General features: G+C 35.9%; 27 protein-coding genes. 19 read left to right on the forward strand and 8 right to left on the reverse strand.

From position 1 onward, the window contains the following. Positions 1 to 30: 30 nt before the first annotated feature. Complete coding sequence (locus tag AC1DDK_RS23750) at positions 31 to 606, reverse strand: hypothetical protein (RefSeq protein ID WP_288883994.1); 576 nt, start codon at positions 604 to 606, stop codon at positions 31 to 33. A 645-nt stretch (positions 607 to 1251) separates the two neighbouring features. Between AC1DDK_RS23750 and AC1DDK_RS23755 the strand changes: the two genes are divergently transcribed. The 7 genes from AC1DDK_RS23755 (at position 1252) to rffA (ending at position 7679) form a co-directional block, all read left to right on the forward strand. Beyond that, on the forward strand, positions 1252 to 2169 hold the full coding sequence (locus AC1DDK_RS23755; protein ID WP_288883996.1) for a glycosyltransferase: 918 nt from the start codon (positions 1252 to 1254) through the stop codon (positions 2167 to 2169). A 69-nt stretch (positions 2170 to 2238) separates the two neighbouring features. Further along, positions 2239 to 3174 carry a glycosyl transferase gene (locus tag AC1DDK_RS23760; protein ID WP_288883998.1) on the forward strand — a complete coding sequence of 312 codons (936 nt, stop codon included), beginning with the start codon at positions 2239 to 2241 and terminating at the stop codon, positions 3172 to 3174. Beyond that, on the forward strand, positions 3174 to 3539 hold the full coding sequence (locus tag AC1DDK_RS23765; RefSeq protein ID WP_068886790.1) for a sugar 3,4-ketoisomerase: 366 nt from the start codon (positions 3174 to 3176) through the stop codon (positions 3537 to 3539). The genes AC1DDK_RS23760 and AC1DDK_RS23765 overlap by 1 nt, the downstream gene beginning before the upstream one ends. Then, complete coding sequence (locus AC1DDK_RS23770; RefSeq protein WP_288884000.1) at positions 3536 to 4618, forward strand: DegT/DnrJ/EryC1/StrS family aminotransferase; 1083 nt, start codon at positions 3536 to 3538, stop codon at positions 4616 to 4618. Before AC1DDK_RS23765 ends, AC1DDK_RS23770 begins: the two co-directional genes overlap by 4 nt. 30 nt (positions 4619 to 4648) lie before the next feature. Further along, positions 4649 to 5806 (forward strand): TDP-N-acetylfucosamine:lipid II N-acetylfucosaminyltransferase family protein, encoded by a 1158-nt coding sequence (locus tag AC1DDK_RS23775; RefSeq protein ID WP_288884001.1) that lies wholly within the window; start codon positions 4649 to 4651, stop codon positions 5804 to 5806. A gap of 9 nt (positions 5807 to 5815) precedes the next feature. Then, positions 5816 to 6535, forward strand: coding sequence for a GNAT family N-acetyltransferase (locus AC1DDK_RS23780; protein WP_288884002.1), 720 nt, complete (start codon positions 5816 to 5818; stop codon positions 6533 to 6535). 13 nt (positions 6536 to 6548) lie between these two features. Then, on the forward strand, positions 6549 to 7679 hold the full coding sequence (rffA, locus tag AC1DDK_RS23785) for a dTDP-4-amino-4,6-dideoxygalactose transaminase (RefSeq protein WP_288884004.1): 1131 nt from the start codon (positions 6549 to 6551) through the stop codon (positions 7677 to 7679). A 7-nt stretch (positions 7680 to 7686) separates the two neighbouring features. Here the strand turns inward: rffA and AC1DDK_RS23790 are convergent, their stop codons facing one another. Both AC1DDK_RS23790 and AC1DDK_RS23795 read right to left on the reverse strand, forming a co-directional pair. Next, the gene (locus AC1DDK_RS23790; RefSeq protein ID WP_288884006.1) at positions 7687 to 9528 is read right to left on the reverse strand and encodes an ABC transporter ATP-binding protein; all 1842 of its coding nucleotides are present in this window, start codon (positions 9526 to 9528) and stop codon (positions 7687 to 7689) included. Between the two features lie 93 nt (positions 9529 to 9621). Next, positions 9622 to 10377 (reverse strand): glycosyltransferase, encoded by a 756-nt coding sequence (locus AC1DDK_RS23795; RefSeq protein WP_288884008.1) that lies wholly within the window; start codon positions 10375 to 10377, stop codon positions 9622 to 9624. Between the two features lie 54 nt (positions 10378 to 10431). On the opposite strand from AC1DDK_RS23795, the gene AC1DDK_RS23800 reads away from it, so the two are divergent. Further along, positions 10432 to 11535, forward strand: a complete 1104-nt coding sequence (locus AC1DDK_RS23800; RefSeq protein ID WP_288884010.1) for a glycosyltransferase family 2 protein — start codon at positions 10432 to 10434, stop codon at positions 11533 to 11535. On the opposite strand, the gene AC1DDK_RS23805 is transcribed toward AC1DDK_RS23800, so the two are convergent. From AC1DDK_RS23805 to AC1DDK_RS23815, 3 genes are all read right to left on the reverse strand, one after another. Beyond that, the gene (locus AC1DDK_RS23805) at positions 11519 to 12316 is read right to left on the reverse strand and encodes a glycosyltransferase family 2 protein (protein WP_172659196.1); all 798 of its coding nucleotides are present in this window, start codon (positions 12314 to 12316) and stop codon (positions 11519 to 11521) included. The genes AC1DDK_RS23800 and AC1DDK_RS23805 overlap by 17 nt on opposite strands. 2 nt (positions 12317 to 12318) lie before the next feature. Continuing rightward, positions 12319 to 13128, reverse strand: a complete 810-nt coding sequence (locus AC1DDK_RS23810) for a glycosyltransferase family 2 protein (RefSeq protein ID WP_288884012.1) — start codon at positions 13126 to 13128, stop codon at positions 12319 to 12321. 99 nt (positions 13129 to 13227) lie between these two features. Then, positions 13228 to 13887, reverse strand: coding sequence for a glycosyltransferase family 32 protein (locus tag AC1DDK_RS23815; RefSeq protein WP_288884014.1), 660 nt, complete (start codon positions 13885 to 13887; stop codon positions 13228 to 13230). 80 nt (positions 13888 to 13967) lie between these two features. Here AC1DDK_RS23815 and meaB point away from each other — a divergent pair, with 80 nt between their 5' ends. From meaB to recG, 6 genes are all read left to right on the forward strand, one after another. Next, complete coding sequence (meaB, locus tag AC1DDK_RS23820) at positions 13968 to 14852, forward strand: methylmalonyl Co-A mutase-associated GTPase MeaB (RefSeq protein ID WP_172659193.1); 885 nt, start codon at positions 13968 to 13970, stop codon at positions 14850 to 14852. A gap of 376 nt (positions 14853 to 15228) precedes the next feature. Then, complete coding sequence (locus AC1DDK_RS23825; protein WP_477634108.1) at positions 15229 to 16557, forward strand: OmpA family protein; 1329 nt, start codon at positions 15229 to 15231, stop codon at positions 16555 to 16557. A gap of 200 nt (positions 16558 to 16757) precedes the next feature. Continuing rightward, the gene (locus AC1DDK_RS23830; RefSeq protein ID WP_317171623.1) at positions 16758 to 16898 is read left to right on the forward strand and encodes a DUF6728 family protein; all 141 of its coding nucleotides are present in this window, start codon (positions 16758 to 16760) and stop codon (positions 16896 to 16898) included. Further along, a complete protein-coding gene (locus tag AC1DDK_RS23835; RefSeq protein ID WP_288884017.1) occupies positions 16895 to 17275 on the forward strand; it encodes a RidA family protein in 381 nt (126 codons plus the stop codon). Before AC1DDK_RS23830 ends, AC1DDK_RS23835 begins: the two co-directional genes overlap by 4 nt. Before the next feature lie 3 nt (positions 17276 to 17278). Then, a complete protein-coding gene (locus AC1DDK_RS23840; protein ID WP_172659190.1) occupies positions 17279 to 18190 on the forward strand; it encodes an EamA family transporter in 912 nt (303 codons plus the stop codon). Between the two features lie 4 nt (positions 18191 to 18194). Continuing rightward, complete coding sequence (gene recG, locus AC1DDK_RS23845) at positions 18195 to 20300, forward strand: ATP-dependent DNA helicase RecG (protein ID WP_337718244.1); 2106 nt, start codon at positions 18195 to 18197, stop codon at positions 20298 to 20300. On the opposite strand, the gene AC1DDK_RS23850 is transcribed toward recG, so the two are convergent. Further along, the gene (locus AC1DDK_RS23850; protein WP_172659188.1) at positions 20297 to 21526 is read right to left on the reverse strand and encodes a serine hydrolase domain-containing protein; all 1230 of its coding nucleotides are present in this window, start codon (positions 21524 to 21526) and stop codon (positions 20297 to 20299) included. The two genes, recG and AC1DDK_RS23850, sit on opposite strands and share 4 nt — an antisense overlap. Positions 21527 to 21715: 189 nt before the next feature. Between AC1DDK_RS23850 and fumC the strand changes: the two genes are divergently transcribed. The 5 genes from fumC to AC1DDK_RS23875 are packed head-to-tail and all read left to right on the forward strand — an operon-like array spanning position 21716 to position 25475. Further along, the gene (gene fumC, locus AC1DDK_RS23855; protein WP_172659187.1) at positions 21716 to 23113 is read left to right on the forward strand and encodes a class II fumarate hydratase; all 1398 of its coding nucleotides are present in this window, start codon (positions 21716 to 21718) and stop codon (positions 23111 to 23113) included. Between the two features lie 3 nt (positions 23114 to 23116). Next, complete coding sequence (locus AC1DDK_RS23860) at positions 23117 to 23629, forward strand: fumarate hydratase (protein ID WP_288884021.1); 513 nt, start codon at positions 23117 to 23119, stop codon at positions 23627 to 23629. Positions 23630 to 23660: 31 nt separating this feature from the next. Continuing rightward, a complete protein-coding gene (locus tag AC1DDK_RS23865; protein WP_477634109.1) occupies positions 23661 to 24461 on the forward strand; it encodes a S1/P1 nuclease in 801 nt (266 codons plus the stop codon). Beyond that, positions 24461 to 24907, forward strand: coding sequence for a low molecular weight protein-tyrosine-phosphatase (locus AC1DDK_RS23870; protein WP_172659184.1), 447 nt, complete (start codon positions 24461 to 24463; stop codon positions 24905 to 24907). Before AC1DDK_RS23865 ends, AC1DDK_RS23870 begins: the two co-directional genes overlap by 1 nt. A gap of 13 nt (positions 24908 to 24920) precedes the next feature. Next, positions 24921 to 25475, forward strand: a complete 555-nt coding sequence (locus tag AC1DDK_RS23875; RefSeq protein WP_172659183.1) for a DUF1543 domain-containing protein — start codon at positions 24921 to 24923, stop codon at positions 25473 to 25475. A gap of 58 nt (positions 25476 to 25533) precedes the next feature. Here the strand turns inward: AC1DDK_RS23875 and AC1DDK_RS23880 are convergent, their stop codons facing one another. Next, the gene (locus AC1DDK_RS23880; protein ID WP_477634110.1) at positions 25534 to 26715 is read right to left on the reverse strand and encodes an IS4 family transposase; all 1182 of its coding nucleotides are present in this window, start codon (positions 26713 to 26715) and stop codon (positions 25534 to 25536) included. Positions 26716 to 26789: the final 74 nt, after the last annotated feature.

The following is a 26789-nucleotide window of genomic DNA, read 5'->3' on the forward strand; positions in this document are numbered from 1 at the left end:
TGGCTGAATTGTTGAAATTATTAAACTTTACTATTTATCATTTTTGTAAATAGAAGTCGAGTTGCGTATATGCCAAGGATGGCCATCTGTTGCAACTGCAATCGTCATTCCGCCCCCGGGAAGACCAAACCAGTCGCTGCCAGTCCATCTTCGGATTTCATAACCACCCCCGGTAGGAGCAGATCCATTTATTACACAAACGATTGGTAAACCCGAGATGTCTTTCATGTAATTACAGGCCGCGATAGAAATAGCGTTCATGCCTGATGAACCAGCTTGCACCCAAAAGTTCCCACTATGATAAAGTAACCTTCCTGTATTATCAACAATAAATGGAAATGCATTTGGCCCAGCTGGTAATGCAATTTTCTTCGCACCGATCAGGGGCAGGTAATCATCCCAGCCTGATCCATTCCACTTCATAACCTTGTTACCGTATTGATCTTTATACGTTTTACTGACAATAAATAACTTTCCAGAACTGTTTGCGGCTATATCAATCGCTTCTCCAGGTGACTGTATGGGTTCAGGGTAAACTGCCCCCCAATATATTTTCTTATCAGCCGTTATAAAGTAATATTGACCAGCTATCTGGAATTGCGGCAAATGTCTTTGAACAATCTTCTGATAGCGATGGGGATGAACTAATTAACCTGGAGCAGATTAAGCATAATTACTTTTTTAATTCAACATTATATAACAGATCAGAATTTGATTGGATTGTTAAAATTGAACTAGATTATGAGATTACAAAAGATTTTTCCTGCTATTTAAAGGGACATTATTATCAATCAATAACAGACCAGCAAAAAAAGATAATGATAATGTAGGAACCAAGATATAATAAGACATCAGCTGTGACATTCGGTCTGGCTTATTCTTTCGATTAAGTGGGTATAACATCAAGGTATGTATCTTTTTTTGACTACTGAAGGTCTGCTAAAGTTGAATCATAAGTACTTTTAAAATTACTAAGTTAGGTACAATCGTCGGATGTATGATATTCTATGGTTCACTTGCGCATAACAGCAAAATCAGATCGTTAAAGCTGGAGCGGTAACTTGCAAAAGGAGTCAACAACATTAAAACTTTTAAGATGATGTTGAAGAGTTATTGAGATTGCGAGTGTGAATGGATTTTCATAACAATTTTTTGTTAAGTAAAATATTTAAAGCCCCCTCTTAAACCTTAAAATGCTAGTCAGAATATGATTTTATAGTTATATTTGCTTTTTGCAACTTTTAAATATAAATGTCCTTAGCCCCTATCGTTTTATTTTGTTACAATCGAACCCAGCATTTACAGAGAGTAGTAAATTCTTTGCTGGCTAATGTTGAAGCCGGCTCTAGTAATTTAATAATTTATAGTGATGGAGCAAGGCAGGCAAAAGATGAAGCGTCTGTAAATGAAGTAAGGGCATATATTCATCAGATATCCGGATTTCCGAGTATTAGGATTGTAGAGCAACCAATTAATCTTGGCCTGGCCGAAAACGTTATTAGAGGTGTTACCGAAATCGTGGCTCAGTATGGTAAAGTCATAGTTGTGGAAGATGATATGGAAGTTGCACCGTATTTCCTCAGTTTTATGAATGACGCTTTAGTGCGGTATGAGAATGATGACCGGGTTGCATGTATTTGTGGTTATCTATATCCTGTAAAGAAACAACTGCCAGATTCTTTTTTCATTTATGGCGCCGATTGTGGTGCATGGGGTACATGGAACAAGCAGTGGCAATTGTTTGAACCAGATGGTAAGAAGATATTGAATATTATTTTGCAGAATAAATGGACATGGAGGTTCAATTTTGATGGCTCTTATCCTTACATAAAAATGCTGGAAGATCAGATTGCAGGAAGAAACAATTCGTGGGCTGTACGTTGGTATGGTGCTGCATTTATAAAAAATAAACTGACCCTGTATCCGGGAAAATCATTAGCTCAGGATATTGGCTGGGACAATAGTGGTGTTCATTGCGCTTCTGATGATTCACACAATGTTGAACTTTATTTAGAGCGTATTTCGGTTAATGAAATACCTGTAGAGCATAATAAAAGGGCATATTTAGCCTTTAAAGAGTTTTTTATATCATTAAACAACTGGTCACGTTTCAAACAGATTAGAAAGCGCTTTAAGCGTTGGGTAAAGTATCGTTTTACAGGTAGGTAAGTCTACATCATAAATATGTTAAATTTTTGTACGTTATTTAATTCCATATATCTTACCCGCGGGTTAGTCATGTATAATTCACTGGCTAAACATTGTAAGGATTTTCATTTATACATATTTGCATTTGATGATGTTTCATATTCTATACTGAATGAGCTGAATCTTGAAAAAGCGACGATTATTTCGTTGGGTACTTTTGAGAATGAGGAACTTTTGTCAATAAAACCTACCCGTACAACTGCTGAGTATTGCTGGACCTGTACTCCGGCAACAGTTGAATATTGTTTGGATACTTATGAATTGCCATCGTGTACTTATATAGATGCTGATCTGCTTTTCTTTGCAGATCCAACTGTTTTATTTGACGAGCTTGGCGAAGATGATTCAGTAATTATTACCGACCATCGTTATACGCCTGAATACGACCAAACGGCTACAAGCGGTAAGTACTGTGTTCAATTTGTTTACTTTAAAAATGATAAACAAGGCAGAACTGTTTTAAAGTGGTGGAAAGATGCCTGTATAGAATGGTGTTATAATCGTTTCGAGGATAATAAGTTTGGAGATCAGAAGTATCTGGATGATTGGTGTGAGCGTTTTAAGGGGGTACATGAGCTTCAACATTTGGGCGGTGGCGTAGCACCATGGAATGCACAGCAGTATACTATATCTACTGTTGGAGATCGTTTATTTGGAAAGGTAAATGGAACGGATGAAACCTTTGATTTGATATTTTATCATTTTCATGATTTAAAATATTGTGAAAAAGACGCCTTCCACCTGGGTCATTATGAGTTGACTCATGGACATTTAACTAACATCTATAAGCCATATGTTATTGCCTTAAAGGAGGTGGAGAAAGAATTACGTTCGATTTCAAAAGACAATTTATTTCATGAAATCAAAGAAATACCGCGCATTAATAAATCATTACGAAGAATGTATAGATTCCATGTTTTTGGGCATTTAAATAATTATTATAAAACGAGATACTTAATTAAGTAATGGCATATCAAATCAGTTTAAAAACCTTTACAGATGCACGTGGCAATCTCACGGTAATTGAAAAAGTGATTCCTTTTGATGTAAAACGTATATTTTACATTTATGGAGTTGATGACTCTGTTCGTGGAGGACATAGGCATCATAAAACTATACAAGCAGCAATTTGTATTCAGGGAAGCTGTATTATAACGAATAATGATGGGGAGAAGGAAGAGGAGTTTACACTGGATACACCGGATAAATGCTTAATTCTAGAGCCCAAGGATTGGCACCAAATGAAGAATTTTACTGATGATGCTATTTTAATGGTTCTTGCTTCGGAGTATTTTGATGCAGAAGACTATATCTATGAGAATTACATATGATAGATTATGAAAATTTAAAGAAATTAAATCAGCCATTTTTTGATGCTTTCAGGGAATCATTTAATAATACTCTGGAGGGTGGCTGGTATATTTTAGGAAATAATGTAGCAGTGTTTGAAAAGGAGTTTGCTGCTTATTGTAATACGTCTTATTGTGTTGGACTGGCTTCCGGGCTTGATGCGCTTTCATTAGCGCTAAAATGTTTCGATTTCAAACCAGAAGACGAGGTTCTTGTTCCATCAAATACCTACATCGCGACAATACTGTCAATTATTCAAAATGATTTGAAACCGGTATTGGTTGAACCTGATATTGCTACATATAATATTGATCCAAAGTTGATCGAAGAGAAGATCACTTCTCGAACAAAGGCAATAATGGTTGTCCATTTGTACGGAAAGGTTTGTGATATGGATCCGATTATACACCTTGCCAATAAACATCAACTGAAGATTATTGAGGATTGTGCTCAGGCGCATGGAGCTCAATATAAAGGTAAGAAGGCCGGTAACTTTGGTGATTTCGGAGCCTTTAGTTTCTACCCTACTAAAAATTTGGGTGCTTTGGGCGATGCCGGGGCTATAACAACAAATGACGCAGGTCTTTCGGATCAAATTAGAACATTGAGAAATTATGGTTCCAGGATAAAATATGTAAACGAACTTGTGGGGTATAATTCAAGGCTGGATGAAGTGCAGGCTGGTTTCTTATCTTTAAAACTTAAGCATTTGGATGATATTAACAGCCACAAAAGGAAACTGGCTTCGTATTATCTGCAAGAGTTGGGGTCAGATTTTGTTCTACCTAAGGTGGACCCTGATTTTTTTGATGTTTATCATATCTTTAATATCAGACACCAGAGAAGGGATCAGCTCAGGGATTATCTGCTTCAGAACGGAGTAAAAACAGAAATCCACTATCCTGTTGCACCTCATAACCAGGAAGCAATGAAAGGCATTATTGAAGGTGAATATCCAATTTCAACAGAGATACACAATACGACTTTAAGTTTACCTATTTCTTATTTTCATAATGAAGAAGATATTGTGAAAGTAACTAAGCTTTTAAATAATTTCTAAATACATATTGCTGCCATGAATTACCATTTAATGATCGATGATAAATTTATTAATGATTTTATTATTGATGGAGAAAAAACTGCACCGGGGAATAACATTTATATTATTGACTGGCCCCAGGAAAAGGTAAAACACGTTAAATCTGATAAGGCAATTTTTGCTCCTTATGGTACCGAGTTGTTTTTAGAAACGGTAAAAAATATAAGTGAGGGTGATAAAGTTTTTATTCATTGGGCCTCTGATGCAGCCATTAATTTTGTGCTCAAATTACCAGAAAATATTAAGATAGGATTATTTTTCTGGGGAGGTGATATCGTGGAAATTCCATATTCAATGTTTAAGAAAACAATATATGGGGCGCAAAGTCTGAATTATTTTGAAAAGCATGAAGAGCGACCAAAGGTTAAATGGAACCTCTTAAAGATAAAACGCTTCTATAAAACTTTAGCTAACAGATATTGGAAGTATAAAGCAAATGATCAAAAAGTTTGGGAAATCAGGAAGGCTTTTTTTGGACGTTTGAATTATTTTTTAAGCTGGAATATTATAGATCATCAATGGATACTTGAGCACTATACAACCCAAGCTTCGTATACTTATTTTTTTTATAATTTTAATCCATCTGAAGGCTCAAATATTACCTCAAAGCCAAGCCAAGAAGATAGACCAATTTCTTTACTACTTGGGAATTCTGATACAGTGACAAATAATCATTTGGAGATGTTGGATGATTTAGAGAGATTTAAAGGAGAAAATATCAAGTTAATCATTCCACTCAATTATGGAAATAAAAAATATGGAGATCTTATAGAGCAGAAGGCGGTTAGAATGTTTGGCGAGGATAAGGTGGTTTGTTTGCGCCATTTTATGAATCGTGAAGCTTATTACCGAATTTTGGACGAGGTAGATGTTGCAATCATGAACCATTATAGAACACAGGCTGCTGGGAATACTTTGGCTCTTTTATATCGGGGTAAAAAGGTTTTTATTAATGAAAAAAGCAGTACATATAAGTTTTTAAAGATTAATGATGTGTTTATAGGTAATTCAGCAAAGATTTCGCAATTATCTTTTAATGAATTCATTCACCCCTTGTCTGATGATATTAGAAAGAAGAATGTAGAAAATATAAATGAACTATTTAAGGTAAGTGTAAAAGAAGACGTTTTAAGTAATTTATTAAAATAATCCTAAACTGTGAAACAACCTTATGAAATATTACGATGGGATACCGACTTTTTTGGCTATCCTGTTGCAAAAATCCATAGGAATAATTTATCCGATCAAGAATTAATTGAATGTTTGGCTTTCCTAAAACAGGATGTACGATTGGTCTATTACGCTTCTGCAAATAAAATCCAAGATAATACTCTTCTGCTAAAGGAATTTAATGGTTTATTGGTTGATAGAAAGACGACCTTTTATAAAGAAGGTTGTTTATCCAACGCATATTCTGATAAATACACCTTTGAGTATAATGATAATTTTAATTTACATGAGCTGTTACAATTGGGAATTGCAAGCGGTATTTATTCAAGATATAAAATTGATCCTAATATAGAAGAGATTAAATATGAGGCATTATATAAAGAATGGATGATTAATTCTATTGAAGGTATCTTGGCAGATAAAGTGCTTGTATATGTCGATGATAATACGATTCTAGGAGTAATCACGTTAGACTTAAAGAGTAATCATAATCTGGTTAATATTGGGATTATTAGTGTAAGAGAGAGTGCCAGAGGCAAGGGGATTGGGAAAACATTATTAAGAGCCGCTGAGGAGTTCGCTGTTAAAAATAAAGCTTCAAAAATTCAAGTTGTTACACAAGGTGCAAATAAAGCTGCATGTGCTTTATATAATAGTTACGGTTACAGAATAGAAAAGGTAGAATATTTCTATCATTTTTGGTTATAGAAAGTCAATTACAATGATCCCATTTAATAAGCCTTATTTGACAGGAAAAGAAACTCATTATATCTACCAGGCGGTTATGTCGGGAAAACTTTCCGGTAATGGCCTTTTTACTAAAAGATGCCAGCAGTTAATAGAACAACGATACAACTTTCATAAAGTATTGCTTACCACAAGTTGTACTGACGCATTGGAAATGGCGGCTATACTACTTGATATTCAGCCAGGCGATGAGGTCATTATTCCTTCCTATACCTTTGTATCTACTGCAAATCCTTTTATTTTAAGAGGTGCCAATGTTGTTTTTGCGGATAGTTCTGAAGAAAGCCCGAATCTTGACATTGATTTAATTGAAAGTTTGATTACGTCAAAAACAAAAGCGATAGTTCCTGTGCATTATGCAGGGATGGCTTGTGATATGAATAAATTAATGCAGGTGGCAAAAGAACATAATTTATTTGTAGTTGAAGATGCTGCACAAGCAATAGATTCTTATTGTTCTGGAAAGGAATTAGGAGGCTTCGGCCATTTGTCTGCCTTCTCTTTTCATGAGACCAAGAATATCATAGCAGGTGAAGGAGGAATGTTGGTGGTTAATGACGAACGATTTGCAGAACGGGCTGAGATTATATGGGAAAAAGGAACTAATAGATCTTCTTTTTTCAGAGGGGAGGTTGATAAATATGGTTGGGTAGATATTGGCTCTTCATTTTTGCCTTCGGAGATTACAGCGGCATTTTTATATGCGCAACTCGAAAATCTAGATGAAATTCAATCAAAAAGAAAGTACCTGTGGAATTTATACTATGAATATTTAGAAGAGGTGCAAGTAAAAGGGTTATTAAAGTTGCCTATTGTGCCGCTCTATGCTACAAATAATGCTCATATGTTTTATGTGGTCTGTAAAGATTTTGAAGAACGGAATGCTTTAATTGAGCACCTGAGCAAAGATCAAGTACATGCAGTATTTCATTATATTTCTTTGCATACATCGCCTTACTATGCTCATAAACATGATGGGAGAATACTTAATAATGCAGATTATTATACTGAAAGACTTGTTCGGTTGCCCTTATTTTATGAGCTTGATGAAAAGCAGATTTATCATATAACAGAATCGATCAAAGCATTCTACAGAAACGATTAGTTAAAAATTATTCAGAGAACGTCTGCATATCTATTAACCTTCTATAAAGTGCATTATTGCCCATTAATTCATTGTGGGATCCTTGTTCTACAACAGTACCGTTATCTAAAACTATAATTAGATCTGCATTTTGTATTGTTGACAGGCGATGTGCAATGATTAGGGAAGTACGGTTTTCCATAAGCTTATATAATGCATCCTGTACAAGTTTTTCTGATTCTGTATCGAGGGCAGAGGTTGCCTCATCTAAAAGCATTATTGGAGGGTTACCTAGTATTGCTCTTGCAATGCACAACCTTTGTCTTTGTCCACCCGATAAACGTATACCCCTGTCGCCAATAGATGTCTCATAACCATTATCAGTAACCATGATGAATTCGTGAGCATTAGCAATTTTTGCCGCTCTCATTACTTGTTCTTTCGTGGCATCTGGTTTTGCAAAGGCTATATTGTTAAAGATAGTATCATTAAATAATATGGATTCCTGATTAACAAATCCCATCTGACTTCTTAGTGAATCTGTATTTACTTCGCTGATATTAATGCCGTCGATAGAAATGGTACCTGATTCTGGTTCTATGAATCGGGGAAGTAAATCCATTAGTGTTGATTTTCCACCTCCTGATGGCCCTACTAAAGCAACAGTTTTGCCCTTTGGTATTACTACATTTACATGTTTTAGGATCTTTCTATCACCGTAAGAGAATGATACGTCTTTAAAACTGATAGTGTTTTCAAATGATTTGATCTTGATCGCATTCGGTTTGTCAACGATAGCAGGTTTTTCATCTATCAAGTCCAGGACACGCTTACCTGCCGCAAGACCAGTATGTATGCCACTAAAAGCATCGGATAATGCTTTTGCGGGACGTGTTACCTGAGAAAACACAGCTATATAAGCTATAAACTCTGCAGATTTTAAGGTTGCTTCTCCAGCTAATATAAGTGATCCGCCGTAGTACACGATTCCGGCTACCATTAGTACTCCAAGAAACTCAGAAACGGGAGAAGCAAGTTGCTGTCTTCTGGCCATTTTTCGGGTAATATTTGAGTAGGTTACATTCTCCTGGTGAAATCTGTCTTTTACATATTCTGTGGCATTGAATGCTTTAACGATCTTGATCCCACTAAGCGCTTCATCTAGATATCCCAGCATGTTTGCAAATGTTTCATGTGCCCTGGTTGCCTGTTGCCTTAATCTCTTTACAATTTTTGCAATTATAAGTCCGGCTAAAGGAATGATCAATAAGGAGAAAAGGGTAAGTTTTACAGAGATAGAGAAAAGTAAAACCATATAGACAATTAGTGTTACCGGCTCTTTAAAAACTACTTGTAATGTATTGGTAACAGTAAATTGCACTACTTGTACATCTGATGAAACTTTTGAAATAATATCTCCCTTTCGTTGACTGTTAAAATAACCCAAATGTAGATTCATCACATTATTGAACACCGTTTTACGAAGATTTAGCAACGTGTGAACACGAAGATTCTCCATAGTGAAAGCGGAGAAATATTTAAAAATGTTAGAAAGAAACACAGATGCTACAATTACTAAGCATATATATTTTAGAGTCTGCTGTTCACCATGAGTGTGTATAAGGTAATCAGTTAATTCCCTAAAATGAGCCATAACATCAAACCAGGATTTTTCTGCTACTTCAGCTGTTTTTGCTACTTCAGTGGTAGAAATGGCTGTTTTTTTGTTAAAGAGGGTGTCTAATAAAGGGGCTAGTAAAGCTAAATTTAGTGTGTTAAAAAGGATATATAATAGGGTAGTGATAACGTAAGGAATTGCAAATTTTTCAATGGGTTTTGCAAAGGATAATAATCTAAAGTAGGTTTTCATTAAATGCTTAATTATAAGGGCAAAGGTACGTTATTTAGTCTTACTATATAATTGTACTAGGAAATGTGTGTTGTTTAAGTCGCTGAGGCACTCTTAAAAGAATTTGCTATCTGCTTTTTTCGATTCTTTAAATTTTCTGATCATATATCTTATATAGACTATATTCCCAAGATATTGCTTTACTAATTTCGGTTTGTCTTGTCTGAATAGTTTGTCTTCTGCATAAGAAGAAAAGCCTTCCATATTGTAATAGGTGATATCCACATTTTTGTAAACCTTTTTGAAATCATTATCTCCCCAGCACTGAATGTTGAGTAAGTAGTCTGCAAACACAGGGTAGCTTAAGGAGTATTGATATTTATTAAAAACAGCTTTGGGATAAAATATACACTGGTGGCAAAGATTCTTTTTAGCCACCTGGTATTTTGTAAAGGCCCCTCCAAGTAAATGGTTCTTATTTTTACCATTGCCATAATAAATGGTATTCTCCTCAATCAGGAAATTTTCCATTTGATTGAATGTAGGTAGTAGCCGATCATCTGCACCTAAAAATAGAACCCATTTTCCTTTAATGTATGTTACCGCTTTATTCATTGCATCATATATGCCATGATCTTTTTCACTAATTAAGGTATCAACATGTTCTTCATATTTGCTAATTAGTGATAGGGTATTGTCAGCACTTAAGCCATCGACAATTATTAGCTGGTATGTCGTTTTTACGTTTTCTATTATAGATTTAAGACAAGTTTCAATATATGTGCCGGCATTATAGGTGGCTATAATTATTGTTAATGTTGGATTGGTGTTTTTATTCTCAATATCAGCAAAGGCTGCATCTTTTATCATGTTCAAATATATTAAAATGACAGTGTAATATAAAACGGTGTATATTTGTATTTCATGTACCAAAACACTTCAATTGACATAGTAATACCTTCTTTCAGGTTAGATGAGGATGTACTTTTAGATATTTTCAATATTGAAAGACCGGAAGGGTTTTTAGTGGATTTTTATATTGTTGCGGATAATCCTTTGTTAGTTATACCTGATGAAATTGTAAAATTAGCCACTGAGAATAAAATCAACCTGGTTAAGAATGAAATTAATCTGGGGTTTTCTAAAACTAGGAATAATGGTATTAGATTGGGGAAGGGTAAATGGATTTTGTTATTGGACGATGATATTGTACCCTCGAAAAAACTTTTGGTAGCATATGCGGAAGCAATTAAAAAGAACCCGGATTCTATTGGTTTTGCAGGAGTAACTAATTTTCCATTACCATTTAATGCTGCAACCCGGGCTATGGATATTAATGGCACGACAGGACATTTTAAGGCGGCTTTAGATAACAAGCCCTTGGTGTGGGTGCCAACTGCTAATGTTATGTTAAACAGAGCAAAAATGGATATGACTTTGTTTAACGAAAAGCTGGATAAAGGTGGAGAGGATATAGAATTTCTGCTTAGGAATAGCTTATTGTATAATGAAAAGTATGTTCCTGTACCTGATGCAGTTGTGGAACATCCGTGGTGGAATAATGGAGCCATCCAAACTGAGCGGATTTTTAGATATGGACGTGGCGCAGCCGATATCGCGATACTTGATACAATTAAGTCTTATACTTACCATGATTTCCTGAATACCTCAGAGTCTCTTCTTATTTTGTTGATTTGTTCGCCTTTAGTCGCGATTTTTTATTCCATTAATGAATTGGTTTTGCTGATGGCCCTGATTCTTTTTGCAGAGGTTTTAACTAACCTCATTAAGGTCTTTTATAAGTCAAAAGTCTTTTCATTTTCTGTGGCTTTAAATCTTTTTTGGATCAAGAACTGTTATGAGTCAGGATATCTGTTTGAAAGTTTATCAAGAGGCCGAGTGTCAGGTTTTGCCGAGCGGATTGAAATGGGATTTACTAAGGAAAACCCGAAATGGTTCAGATTAAATAAATGGAAGATTGTAAAAATGATCCTTCTGTTGGTACTGTTTTCTATAACTCGGTTATAATTCCATTTTTACAACGAATAATCTTTTTTCTGACAGCATTGAGGTATTTTTTGAAATTAACGTCCTCGTTATGCCTGGAATTTATTCGATGATAAAGGTGAAAGCAAACTGCTTTTAATTTTAATTGTCTTTGTCTGATTCCAAGGTTTGTTAACCTTGCAGCTAGTTCAATGTCTTCATGGCCCCAGCCTTCCAGGTCATTATTGTAACCATTTACTGCAATAAAATCGTGCTTCCAAAACGAGAAATTGCAGCCCCTTAGATTGTTAGATCGAAAATGATTGCCTTTAAAGAAGCCTGAAAAAATAGGCAAATAACTAGCATTTATTTTACTGCCTACCCCTTTGGTTAGAGAACTGATGCGAATGTTCTTGGTACTTATGATGGTGTTGGTTAAGTCTGCTGAAAGCATTGATCTGCTTCCCTTTATATAGTAACCATGCTGAGCTTCTTCTATATGATCGGCAATAAATTTTGGATGTAAAATAATATCGCCATCTATTTGTATTATGTAATTGCCAGATGCAGAAGAGATGGCTCTATTCATAATAATGGTTTTTCTGAAACCAAGATCTTCTTGCCACAGATGTTTAACGGGTACCTTTATTTGTTGCTTAAATTCTTCTATTGTTGCTTTTGTTCTGTCATCTGAACCATCATCAGCAATAATTATTTCATTTGGGAACACCCTTAAATTTAAAATGCTCTTAAAAACGAGCTCGAGTGCCTTTGGCCAATTATATGTTGATATAACAAGAGTTACAGAAATTTTGTTATTCATGCCTATAAATATTTGTCTATACCGGATTCACAATAAACTTTTTTAAGCGCTATAGTCTCCTTAAATAATATCTCGTTTTCTGCTAAAGAAGCTCTGGAATTTTCCTTATGATAGATATGAAATGCAACTGCGCCAAGCTTAAGGAACCGTTTTTGCAATCCTATATTTAAAAATCGGGCAATAAACTCCTTGTCCTCCGGACCCCATCCAATAAAACTTTCATTATACCCATTTACCTTTATTGCATCAGAACGCCAGAACGCCATGTTGCATCCATGAATTTCATATAATTCGGCACCTTTGATTTTGTATTTTTTTTCGAAAAGAGGCCACAAAAAGGGAATACGAACGACACTGAAAAAATTAGCAATGTTTTTACTGAAGATGTTGATTTTGGAAATCTCCTTGCTGATTAGCTTAGCGGAGAGTTCTTTATTAAGGTAACCGCGGCTTGCCCTTACAAAGGTGCCCGGCATTGCGAAGTTTATATGGTCTTCAATAAATTTTCTGTGAATAATGATATCTCCATCTATTTCGATAATATAATCGCTTTTTGCACCTGCAATAGCTTTATTTAAGATAAGGGTCTTCCTAAATCCGTGATCCTCCTGCCAAAAATGTAATACAGGAATCTTAAATAGCTTTTTGTATTTTTCAATTATTGTTTTAGTCTCCTCGGTTGATCCGTCATCAGCAATGAGGATTTCATCAGGCATTTTGGACTGCAGTAAAACACTGGACAGGACCAGATCCAATGCTGCAGGCCAATTGTAGGTAGAAATTAATAAAGCAGCCGTAATTTGTTTTTGCATTAGGTAGATTGGGATAAAGGCTCAAATTTACAACTTATGTGCCCTAATTTATAATTCAATGAAATTTGCTCCTTTCTTGTATAATATTGATGTGTGAATTTATTCGGGCTTTAATACGGTTGATGAGACCTGGAGTTTTTTCCAGTGATTGGATTTTTTTTCATACAAGAAAAACTTTGCCAGTTTGTACTTGTCTTTAAGATAGGGTGCATATTCAACTCCGAATGTTCTATGCGGGATATCCGGATCCTTTGACAAACAATCATTGATTGCAGCTGTGTATACGGTAGGTCCAGTCATCTTATGTACATCGTGTGGGAATTCGTTTTTTCTGATGTTCTCAAGCATCAGTTCCATAGTCCTTTGAAGGAAAGGGTGACCAGATTCAAAAAACAATGCCCATTGTACATAACAAATAGGATTCTTTTCAGGAGATAATACTGCTACGTCATCTGGTCTGATAAATTGATCGAAATTCTGTTTAACATTGCAGTCAATATCTAAATATATTCCACCTTTTTTTAACAGGATTGCATACCTGAAAAAGTCTGCTTTTGCCGCACCGATATTAAGTTTTTGATATAGTTTAAATGTTTCATTATCAAATTCTTCTGAGAGGAATTTCTCGATCCTTTCATCGTCATAAAATTCATACTGGTAGTCGGGATTTCTTTTTAAGAATTTATAGATATGCCAACGCGTAATTAGAGGCAGGTTCTTTGATTTGAAAGTTTGATGTATGATTTTTGGTATTGACATTTTAGAATAAAAAAGATGTTAGGAATAAGACGTTAAATAATGAATAAATTCTATTTCTTTGTATCAAAGATAGTTTATTAATGGATACCAATTATCCCCTTTTAAAAGGAATTGAGCAGGGAAACTTTTTGGCTTTGGCAAGAGCCTTAACATTGGTTGAAAATGATATTGCACCCTCTGCAGATATCTTGCGAATGCTTAATGTTAAATCAGCAGTTCCGATAATTGGAATTACTGGTCCCCCGGGTGCAGGAAAAAGTACCCTTGTAAACGCAATAACTGAACAGTTTGCTAAGCAGAATAAAAAAATAGCCATTCTGGCAGTTGACCCCACTTCTCCGTTTAATTTTGGTTCATTACTCGGTGATCGTATAAGAATGTCACAGCAGTTTAACAATCCTAATGTATATATCAGATCTGTTGCAACAAGGGGCGCATTGGGGGGAATCTCCGCAAAAACCATTGAAATGATTGATGTGATGCGGGCGGCTGATTTCGATATGATTATTGTAGAAACTGTTGGAGTTGGGCAGTCTGAAATTGAAATTGCCGGACTTGCAGATAAAACAGTAGTTGTTTTAGTGCCGGAATCAGGAGATGAAATCCAAAGTATAAAGTCGGGAATAATGGAAATAGCTCAGGGGTTTGTTGTAAACAAAGCAGATCGGGAGGGAGCTGATGTGTTTACTAACACCTTGAAGAAGTTAGTTTTGCATCAAGAGATTCCAGTTTTTAAAACTGTTGCAGATAAAAAGGAGGGCATAGAGGAACTCTGCGAATGGTTGACAATTCCTGTTGAATCTGATGGAAAACAGAAGGCATGGTTACTAGCTGAAAAGGCATTTAAGATAATAGCGCACTATCGAATGAAAAATGTTGATAAAGTTAAACTTCATTCAGAACTTGTAAAAGCATTGAAAAGACCTGATTTTAACATTTATAAGTTTACCGATCAATGGATTTAGCTGATTTTGTCTTAAAAACAGGACTTTTCTGTATACAGGAATAGGACAATGTTTAAAAAATGTTAATTGTTTTTGACAACATATAACTTTTGTTTTACATACTGAGGTTAGACTCTCTGATTATAAAAGCTATCGTAATGGCCGTTAACGCTGTTTTTGCGCTTTTTATGCAGTAATGAATTGAGGATTCATTTTTATTGATATTTTTTTAATGCAAAACATAAATACTATTCGTATTATGTTTGCATAATTGTCGGTATTTAATAAATTTGGAACAGAGTTTGTACAAGTGTTTTGAGAAATTAAAAATTTGTTTAATTTTGCTACACAAAAAAAACATACAATTAAAATTTGTTTAACCTTAAAAAAGAAAATTATGAATTATTCTACTTTAAAAAAGAGTCTAGCAGTTTCTTTTGTTGCGTTGATGGGAGTAACCTCTCTAGCTAACGCTCAAGATTCTACTGGAACTTCTTCTTCGGCCAAGGTATTTGGTGGAAGGGGTCAGTACAGATCTTGGTCTTTCGGAATCAACGGTGGTGTTTTATCTCCATTTGTTGCTATCGGTGGTACTAATGATTTCAATAAGATGGACGTTAACTTAGGTTACGGTATCTCACTAAGAAAACAATTAGGTCATGCATTTGGTATTGAAGGTAACATTTTCCGTGGAAAAGTTTCTGGATCAAGCAAAAACGCTTCAGCTTCTCCTAAAGAATTTGAAACTGAAATTGGCTATTCTGCTGACATCAGAGGTGTTGTTAACGTTGCTACTGTTGACTTCTTACGTCGTGAGAACTCAGTTAACTTCTTCGTTACTGCTGGTTACGGTTTAATCGCTTATGCTCCTAAAGTTGATGGTATCGACTGGAAAGATAAAGCTATAGGTAATGTTAATGACAGACACGATGCTAAAACTTATGTTAAAGAAGCTTATATCCCAGTAGGTGCTGGTGTTAAATTCAAAGTTTCTGAGCGTGTATCATTTAACTTAGGTTATACTATGCACTTTATTGATGGAGATAACTTTGACGGAACTTATGCAAACGGTGCTTCTAACAAAGATAAATTCTCTTACGGATATGCTGGATTAGAATTCTCTCTAGGTTCTAAATCTAAACCGAACTTGGATTGGGTTAACCCACTTGCTTTAATGTATGATGAATTGAAAGATCCTTCATTACGTCAAGAAGTTGAAGCTTTAAAAGCTCGTGTTGCTAATGTTGAGCAAGCTGTTGAAGGTTTGAAAAAAGATTCTGATGGTGACGGTGTTTCTGATCAGTTTGACAAATGCCCAGGAACTCCTGCAGGTACTGCTGTTGATGGTTCAGGATGTCCTCTACCTAAAGTAACTGAAACTGCTCCTGCTAGCAACGTTACTGGTTTCGAAACTATCCAATTTGAATTTAACTCATCAGTTTTAAAAACTGAAGCTTACCCTACTTTAGATAAATTATCTTCAGTATTGCGTGAAAACGGTGGTAAAGTAGCTGTAAACGGTTACGCTTCAAGCGAAGGTACTGCTGCATACAATTTGAAATTATCTAAAGACAGAGCTAATTCTGTTAAAACTTACTTAGTTAACTCTGGTGTTAACGCTAGTCAAGTTGTAACTAAAGGTTTTGGCGAAGCTAATCCAATTGCTTCTAACGATACTGAAGAAGGTCGTATCCAAAATCGTCGTGTTGAAACAGCTAGAAACTAATACTTTCTAACAACAATACTTAAAAAAGGGTCCCAAAATTTGGGACCCTTTTTTTATTTGTAGGCCGATGCTATTTTAATAAAATGCATCTATTCAAAATATTTTCAATTACTTCCCAATTAAATTAATTCTGGTTTTATAATTGAGGGATAAAAGGTTGATAAATTATTTAAGACTATTTTATCTAAGTTTGTAGTAAGATGTATTTTTTTAGAAAAAGAGACCCTAACAGGCCCACTAACATTAACATTAAAATAATGCATATTATTAATGCAACTGCTATTATTGTATTTGTTGCAGGCATTTTATGGAAATTAATTGATTGGATTTTATTGAAATGAATAGAATAATAAACACAAAAAATGCTCCGGCCCCTATTGGCCCTTATAGTCAGGCAGTAATAGCTAATGGCTTTTTATTTTTATCTGGGCAAATTGCAATAAACCCCGAGTCAGGAGAGGTTGTACAATCCTCAATTGCAGAAGAAACACATCAGGTTATGAGAAACATTAAGGCTGTTTTACTAGAAGCTTCTTATAGTTTTGAGGATGTTGTTAAGACAACTATTTTTTTGTCAGATATGGCACTATTTGCCGAGGTAAATGAAATATATGGGTCGTTCTTTCATAAGAACTTTCCTGCCCGGGAAACAGTAGCAGTAAAAGGATTGCCAAAGGGAGTGAATGTGGAGATATCTATGACAGCTTATAAAGGATAGGTTTTGCCAAAATCTAATCTCAGGTATTTTTTTGCTGGTATTTTATCTTTTGCGATCTGGGGATTCTTTTCGATTCCACTAAGAAATCTTAAAGAATTTCCTTCTGAAGAGATTCTATATTATCGAATTTTTACTTCCCTGGTTTTTATTTGGATTGCCATTTTTATTTTCAGACGTAAGTATCTGAAGAGTGATATTGCTTACTTATCATCGGTAACTCCTAAGGAAAGGAAAATAGTGGTTGTGCAGATAGTGGCATCCACTATACTTTTAACCTCGAACTGGTATACCTACATTTATGCGGTAAATAATGTCAGTTTACAGTCTGCAGCATTTGCTTATATGGTTTGTCCGTTAATTACGGCATTTGGCGGCTTTATTCTTTTAAAAGAAGAGTTATCAAGATTAAAGCTCTTATCATTGGCAATAGCCTTATTTAGCATTATTCTGCTCGCTACCGGATCTTTTATTGAAGTGGCGTGGTCTGTTGTTATTGCAACTTTATATGCTTTCTATTTGATTATACAGCGCAAAATGAAAAATCTGGATAAGCTAAACGTTCTGGCAATCCAAATTGCACTGGCCGTACTATTGATGATGCCATTATATATAAGTAAACACGAATCTTTTCCAACTGATTTATGGTTTTGGGGAAACATTACGATAGTTGCAGTGGTATTTACTATTATTCCTTTATTTATGAGCCTATATGCTTTGATAGGAATCCCTTCATCAACTCTTGGAATAATTATTTATGTTAATCCGCTTATTGCGTTTGCCGTGGCTATTTTTTATTTTAATGAACATATTGATTCCCATAAGCTTTCGGCCTATTTGTTATTATTAGTTTCGGTTATTGTGTTTAATTGGAGCATAATAAAAGATATATTTACATTTAATAGAAAAAATATTTAAAGCCTTGTTTGTTTCTACATTAGATACGACTATAGAATTTCTTAAAGGCGTTGGGCCTAAACGTGCTGAACTTTTTCAAAAAGAGTTAGGTATTTTTACTTATGAAGATCTCTTGAATTTTTTTCCCTTCAGATATATTGACAGGACTAGGTTTTATAAGATTAATGAATTAGATCCTGAATTGCCGTATGTGCAAATACTTGGCAGGATAACCAGTAAGGAACAAATAGGCGAAAAACATAAGAAACGCCTTGTTGCCCGACTTACTGATGATACCGGCTCAATTGAACTGGTATGGTTTCAGAGTTTGAAGTGGGTTGATGAAAACGTTACTAAGGGCAAAGTTTATATTGTATTTGGGAAACCCACTGTGTTTAATGGTTCATTTAGTATTTCGCATCCCGACTTGGAGAACTACCCTAGACCAGCAACTATAACAGGTAATTTAAGGTTACAACCCGTATATCATTCTACTGAGAAACTAAAGAAGTTTTTTCTGGATAGTAAGGGGATCCAAAAACTACAGACCTTATTAATTGAACAAAACCTTAAGGAAATAGTAGAAACCATTCCTTCCCATATTCTGGAAAAATATCAAATGGCTGGCAGGAAAGAAGCATTGCTAAATATTCATTTTCCTAAAGACGTTAAGTCGCTGAAATCTGCTGAGCGGAGATTAAAATTTGAAGAGCTGTTTTTTATTCAACTTCAATTATTGCATAATAAGCAGCTACGGGAAATGAGATTTAAAGGTCATTCATTTGATATAGTGGGAGAAAGAATAAATACTTTTTATAAAGAGATTCTGCCATTTGAATTAACAAATGCACAGAAACGGGTGATAAAGGAGATTAGGCTTGATACGCAGAGAGGAATTCAGATGAATCGACTCGTACAGGGAGATGTAGGCAGTGGAAAAACAGTTGTTGCGCTTATGAGTATGCTGCTTGCAAGTGATAATGGTTATCAGGCCTGTATGATGGCTCCTACAGAGATATTAGCACGTCAGCATTATCAATCTATTGTAGATCTGTTAAAGGATCGGTTAGTGAAAGTTGCTATTCTTACAGGCAGCAGCACAAAGAAGCAAAGAACACAACTTCATAGTGAGCTTGAAGCTGGTGAGATTGATATTCTGGTTGGTACCCACGCATTGATTGAGGATAAGGTTGTGTTTAAGAATTTGGGACTTGTGGTAATTGATGAACAACACCGGTTTGGTGTTGAACAACGAGCAAAGCTTTGGAGAAAAAACCTTACCCCTCCTCATATCCTGGTAATGACGGCAACGCCAATTCCCCGTACGTTGGCTATGACATTGTATGGGGATCTCGATGTGTCTATTATTGACGAATTACCTGTTGGAAGAAAGCCAATTGAAACAAGACATCTTTATGAAGGGCAGCGCCTAAGGATGTTTGGGTTTATGAAGGAAGAGATTAAGAAGGGTCGCCAGGTTTATATTGTATATCCTTTGATAAAGGAGAGTGAGAAGTTAGATCTTTTACATCTTGAGGCAGGGATTGAGCAACTTAGCTATCACTTTCTTTTACCCGATTATCAAATTAGCATAGTGCATGGAAAGATGAGTAACGCAGACAAGCAATTTGAAATGCAGCGCTTCATTGATCACAAAACACAAATCATGGTAGCCACAACAGTTATAGAGGTTGGTGTAAATGTGCCTAATGCTTCGGTAATGGTTATTGAAAATGCGGAACGATTTGGGCTTTCACAGTTACATCAGTTGCGTGGAAGAGTAGGTAGAGGGGCAGAGCAGTCCTTTTGTATTCTAATGTCGGGGAATAAGTTAAGTCCGGATGGTAAGCTGCGTTTAGAAACCATGGTAAAAACAAATAACGGATTTGAGATTTCGGAAATAGATTTACAGCTAAGAGGGCCTGGAGATATTTCCGGAACACAGCAAAGTGGTGTACTGGAGCTCAAGCTTGCTGATCTTGCTAAAGATCAGCAGATACTACAAGAAGCACGTAATACTGTAATTGAAACCCTTTCTACGGATCCTAATCTGGAAAATCCTCAAAATAGTCTCCTAAGAACTTACCTCTCTAAAAGAAGCAGAGGGATAGCATTTGATAAAATATCTTAATCCTCATCACTTCCAGGTAGTGATCCTGAACCTGAATAAGCACCTTTACGTATAATAGGTGTTTTAAGATATTTGTAAAGTTCATCAAGATGCAGTAAGCTCCCGTTTGTAAGATTACCCAGAAATATAATAACAATGTTTTTCTGAACATCACGCACATAAATATGTCTGAATCCATGCCACCATCCTGTGTGATATACTACTTTACGGCCGTTATCTCCGTCAAATATTCGCCATCCATACCCGTAATTAAAGTGCCCGTTGATAGCTTTGTTGTGACCTGTATAGGCGGAATCAAGACTTGCTTTTTTTAGTAGCCTGCCATTTTTTAAAGCTTTGTCATATAGGACCAAATCATGCAGTGTACTATAGATCCCTTTATCACCTACGGGGCCATCCAGAAAATTTTGCGCTACAGAGTATCTCCAAGAACGGTCATGTCCCACAACATCTACTGGTATTTTCGGATAAACAGTGGTTGAATAAACATGAGTATGCTTCATTCCAGCCGGTTTAAAAATGTTCTCCATCATGTAGTCGGAATATGGCTTACCTGTTACTTTCTCTATAATTGCTGCCAGAACCATATAGTTGGAGTTGTTATAGTGAAATCGATTATCCGGTTTAGTATACGGATTTGGTTTTTTCTCTGCAATAACCTGCATCACTTCCTGGTTGGACACTCCTTTTTTCATGTCGCGTTTTTCTTTACGCCATATGTCATCGATGAAATACACATAGTTCATCATTCCACTACGGTGTGAAAGGAGGAGCTTTACTTTGATTCCATCGTATGGAAAGTTAGGGTAAAACTTTTTTACATCATCATTTAAAGAAAGTTTGCCTTGTTCGACCAATTGCATGATAGCTGTACCGGTAAAAGTTTTAGTTACCGAAGCTAGTTCGAATTCAGAGCTTATCTTTAAGCTATCACGATGAAGATAATCGGCCCAACCAATTGCTTTTTCATAAAGGATTTTCCCATCCTTTGCAACGAGCATATTTCCATTAAAACCATATTTTTTATGAAGGTTCTGTACAAAATCAGCTATCCATTTATCACCTTTTGCAGGGTCATATGCTAAAAGTACACTATCGGCCTTATCATCTTCAACAGTACGCTCTTTACTGGGCTCTTGTAATGTTGTGCTTTTTCTCGAATTTGAACAGGCAATAAATAAAAAGGCGGCCATTGAGGCCACTGCTAGAATATTACGATAACTCATGAATTGTGTGTACAGTTTAAAAGCCCGAAAATTAAGGAATAATAATGCTTTTAACGTAAAAGAGTTTTAAACATTGCAGGTTTTATTTTATTTGCGATTTTTTTTGAGGTTGTATTAAACATCTKACACTAAAGGGCTCTTTAAAAATTTTAAAAACCTTAAATTTGTAAACATAAAACTTAGAATACTATGAATTTTAGAATCGAACACGATACGATGGGTGAAGTACAAGTGCCTGCTGATAAATATTGGGGTGCTCAAACTGAACGTTCAAGAAATAACTTTAAGATTGGTCCTGAGGCCTCCATGCCAAAGGAAGTCATACATGCATTTGGTTATTTGAAAAAAGCTGCTGCCTTAGCCAATACTGAACTTGGTGTTTTAACAAAGGAGAAGGCTGAATTAATTGCAAAAGCGTGCGATGAAGTTGTAGCAGGTGGTTTAGATGATCAGTTTCCGTTAGTAATATGGCAAACGGGTTCAGGTACTCAAAGTAATATGAATGCCAATGAGGTAATCGCAAATCGTGCTCACGTTTTAAATGGCGGATTATTGGGTGATGATAAAAAGGTGCTTCATCCGAATGATGATGTAAATAAATCTCAGTCATCAAACGATACTTATCCTACAGCTATGCACATTGCCGCTTATAAACAAGCAGTTGAAATTACCATACCTGGATTAGAGAAATTGCGTAACACTTTACATAAAAAGACAATTGAATTTAATGATATCGTTAAAACAGGACGTACTCATTTTATGGATGCCACTCCTTTAACATTGGGTCAGGAGTTTTCCGGTTATGTTCAGCAAATAGACAACAGTGTCAGAGCGATAAAAAATGCTTTGGTAATGATTAGTGAACTAGCTTTAGGTGGAACGGCTGTTGGGACTGGTTTAAATACACCTAAGGGATATGACGTTCTTGTTGCTAAGAAAATTGCAGAATTAACAGGACTTCCTTTTGTAACTGCACCCAATAAATTTGAGGCATTAGCGGCTCACGATGCCATGGTTGAACTTTCTGCTGCTTACAAACGCACTGCTGTTTCTTTAATGAAGATTGCAAATGACGTAAGGATGCTAAGTTCTGGCCCCCGTTGTGGAATAGGTGAAATCATCATTCCAGATAACGAACCGGGATCATCTATTATGCCGGGTAAAGTTAATCCGACACAACCCGAAGCTATGACTATGGTGTGTGCTCAGGTAATGGGTAATGATGTTACAGTAGGTATCGGTGGAAGTAATGGCCATTTTGAGTTGAATGTTTTTAAACCTGTTATTGCTGCTAACGTTTTGCAATCAGGAAGGCTAATTGGTGATGCCTGTGTTTCATTTAATGATAAATGTGCGGAAGGAATTTTACCCAATTTACCGGAAATTAAGAAACATTTGCAAAATTCTTTGATGCTGGTTACTGCTTTGAATCCTCATGTTGGATATGAAAATGCTGCCAAGATTGCAAAAAAAGCACATAAAGAGAATAAAACCTTACGCGAAGCTTCCATAGAACTGGGCTTGCTTACCGGAGAGCAATTTGATGAGTGGGTTCGTCCGGAGGATATGGTAGGTAGCTTAAAATAGGGCATGACTAAATACCTATATACGTGGAGATTATTGTTTTCTGTGTTATTGTATTTATGCTTACTCTTCTCTTGTAGGAGAATGCCCAATGTACAAGGAGAAGGATCGCCAATTTTACAGGGGATTTGGAATCAAGATAGTATCCTAAACGCAGATCAATTACTGAATTATACACAATATAAATTCAAATTCACCTGTGATTCATTTTATGTAGACTTGGTTACCAATTCTAAAGTGAATTACTATGCTGATTCCTGTTTCAATAATGGAGTGTGGAAAGAATACGCTAAGGGAGTTTATCAGGTTAGAGCTGACAGTGTATTTTTGACAGGTACTTTCACGAAGTCTAATTATAAACAGAAGATTTCGGGATGTTACCAGATAGGACAATATATCAAAACCTTCAAAATTAAATTGGCAGACACAAGTAGGTTATTGCTTGAGGGTACTGATAATCAAAGAGAGGTTGATTTAAAGCGAGTAGAAAAAATAATTTGTACTCCGCAGAGCTTATAGAATAAATGCTGAGGAATTAAATTAGATAAAGATGAAAAGAGTAGGTAAGGTTTTTAGGATAATTATAGTTTTTGCTATAACTGCTTATATGCCATTAAGCGCAGGAGCCTGGGGAATGCTTGGCCATAGAATAGTAGGGCAGATAGCAGAAAGCCATTTAAGTAAGAGAGCAAAAAAAGGGATTAAAGGAGTGTTAGGTTATGAAAGCTTAGCTATGGCAAGTAACTGGGGCGATTTTATTAAATCGGATCCTTCTTATAATTATCTCTATAACTGGCATTTTGTAAACCTGCCTGGAGGATTGGATAAGCAAGGTGTATTTGACTTTTTAGATAAAGATACTGCTGCCAACGTATACAATAAAGTTCCAGAAATGATTTCTGTTTTGAAAAACAAACAGAGCACACMAGATCAGAAAAAACTTGCCATGCGCTTGTTAGTACATCTTGTTGGTGATTTAAATCAACCGATGCATACCGCCCGTAAAGAAGATTTAGGGGGTAACAGAGTTTTTGTTACCTGGTTTGGCGAGAAGTCCAATTTACATAGAGTATGGGACGAATCATTAATAGCGTATCAGGAGTTGAGTTACACAGAATATGCGAATGCTATTAATTATCCTAATGATGAACAATTGAGAGTTTGGAGAGACAGCTCTCTTAAAGATTTTGTATATGGATCTTACATGGCATGCAATAAAATTTACGAGAACACAAAACCTGAAGATAAGCTGAGTTATAAATACAACTTTGACTTTGTTAATCTGTTGAATGAGCAACTGCTAAAAGGAGGGGTTTGTTTGGCAAATATTCTTAATGATATTTATAAATAATGAAGATTCTAATGGTTTGCCTTGGTAACATTTGTCGCTCGCCATTGGCAGAGGGAGTTATGAGGCATTTGATTAATGAAGAAGGATTAGACTGGGAGGTTGCTTCGGCAGGAACAGGTGACTGGCATGTAAATCAGCCTGCTGATAAAAGGAGTATCGCTATTGCGAAAAACTTTGGGTATGATATTTCTACACAAAGGGCAAAACATTTCAATAAAAGCATGTTTAACGAATTCGACAGCATCCTTGTTATGGATAGAAATAACTTAAAGGACGTTCAGCGATTGGCAACAAGTGAAGAACAACGTAAAAAAGTAAAGTTGTTTTTAACTGACGAAAACGAAGTAACAGATCCATATTTCGACAATAATCTTTTTGAACCGGTGTTTTTAGAGATAGAGGCAAGATGTAAGGAATTGATTGAGGAGCTTAAGCGACGTATGTAAACCGATGCGTATTATGGAATCACCAAAATTATTTATGTTACTACTGGGCTGTACCCCTCCGGGCAGATATACGGAACAACATGATGTTTTCTTTACAGTAGGTAATTCATTAAAAGATATTAAAGAAGAAATTATTGCTTTTTGGCCGGAGGCAAATGGTAAAATACATATTGATGCCTGGCGAGAGGTAACAGAAGTTGATGGGTATCAGGTAAAAGTTGTAAGCAAAAAAGATGAACCTACTGCTGATAAACTTTTCTTTTTAAATTTAGGTGGTTATAAAAAAGGGGATTTCGACGAGCTTCACTATAAAATGCTAACTGTTTCTGATGAGAAGGCCACAGCTATTAAAAAGGCAAAAGAAACAGCTTTTTATAAACACGCTGGATTTGAAGGGGCTACATCACATATTGATGATAAGTATGGTGTAGATGTTGATGATGTGTTTGAAATTGAAGATATACTTCCAGCTAGCATTAAAAAAGATTATAAGTTAAAAATCAGTTTGGCAGTGGATACCCCAAAAGATGAAATACATTTAGGTTATCTTATACTAAGTAAGTTATAAGGAAATAAAAAAGGCCAGGAGATTCCCACGAATGGTCGGAAGAAATTCCGGCCATTTTTTATGTTTTGAAAAACAGACCAGGTTCACCGCCACACTGCACCACAATCAAGGCTATAGCTAAGTCTCTCACCTCCATTGCGAACCTTCGTTTTGAGGTCTTATAGCCTTGTTTATTCGCCTTTTTGTATATCAGAACGAGCATGCTCGTTATCAGGGTCATGTATAACATCACCTGCAAGCCATTTTTATTAAGGGAAACTAAGTGGCTTGWGTTGAGTTCYTGTTTTAGAAAGCGAAAAAAAACCTCGATGTCCCATCGCCTGCGGTAGGCCTGGGCAATTTCTTTAGCAGGCAAGCTGAAATCGTTAGTTAACAGCCAGTACTCTTTGCCTTCCTGCGCTTTGCTTTTGACGATGACCAGGCGAAAAGTACTTTCCACCAGTTCCTCTCTGTAATGCTTGTTCCCTCGTTTGTTGGCTATAGGTATACCCGTATAAAGCCTGACAATACCATCTCTGAGCAGCATAGATTCGCCCATGTCCATATCTTGTCCTTCGACAATGAGTGATTGGATTAGTTCAAACTTTCTGTTCTCTTTTRCGCGGCAGATGAAAGTTACCTGGTTCTCACTGAATGCTTTCATTGTCCTGGTGGATTGAAGACCCCTGTCCAGTACATAGATATTCTGATGACCGGGTTCTTTTTTTACATGCGCCATGACAACCTCTGGCAATGCATTGTCTTCGTTAATATACTTTGGGTTGGTGAACACCTGTGCCAGACCAGGCAGCATCCCATCGAAGGCAAGACTATATTTGACCGCTTTCTTGCTGCTGCCGGGATTAACTATCCCTTCGCTTAGCTTACCAGCGGTTTCACTCACTATCGTACTGTCTACACGGATGAGATTATACTGCTTTCTTTGTGTTAAAGTATAGACCCCGGAAAACTGTTCATAAATGAACTCATAAATCTGTCTGAAATAATCGGGATCAACCCTGGACAATCTTTCGGAAATAGAACTCCTGCGCACTTTTTCATCTTCATCGAGATTGAAAAGTATCTTGAATACAGAATCGTTGAATGTGTCCTCAAGRCTTCGCTGGCTTAGCCTATCATTGTCCAAAATCCCATAAAGCAATAAATAAAACAGCTTATTACCATGCAAAACCTTTGCGTAATGATCGATCTTGGTAGTAAGCGACAAATTTGCGATCAGCGCCTCGGGAATGAAGCCCAAGAGTTGTTTTACAGTGATATTATGATCTTTAAAAATAGCCATATCTTATTGATTTACAGCATTTAATATACTTA

The organism is Pedobacter sp. 05T44 (assembly GCF_056395985.1).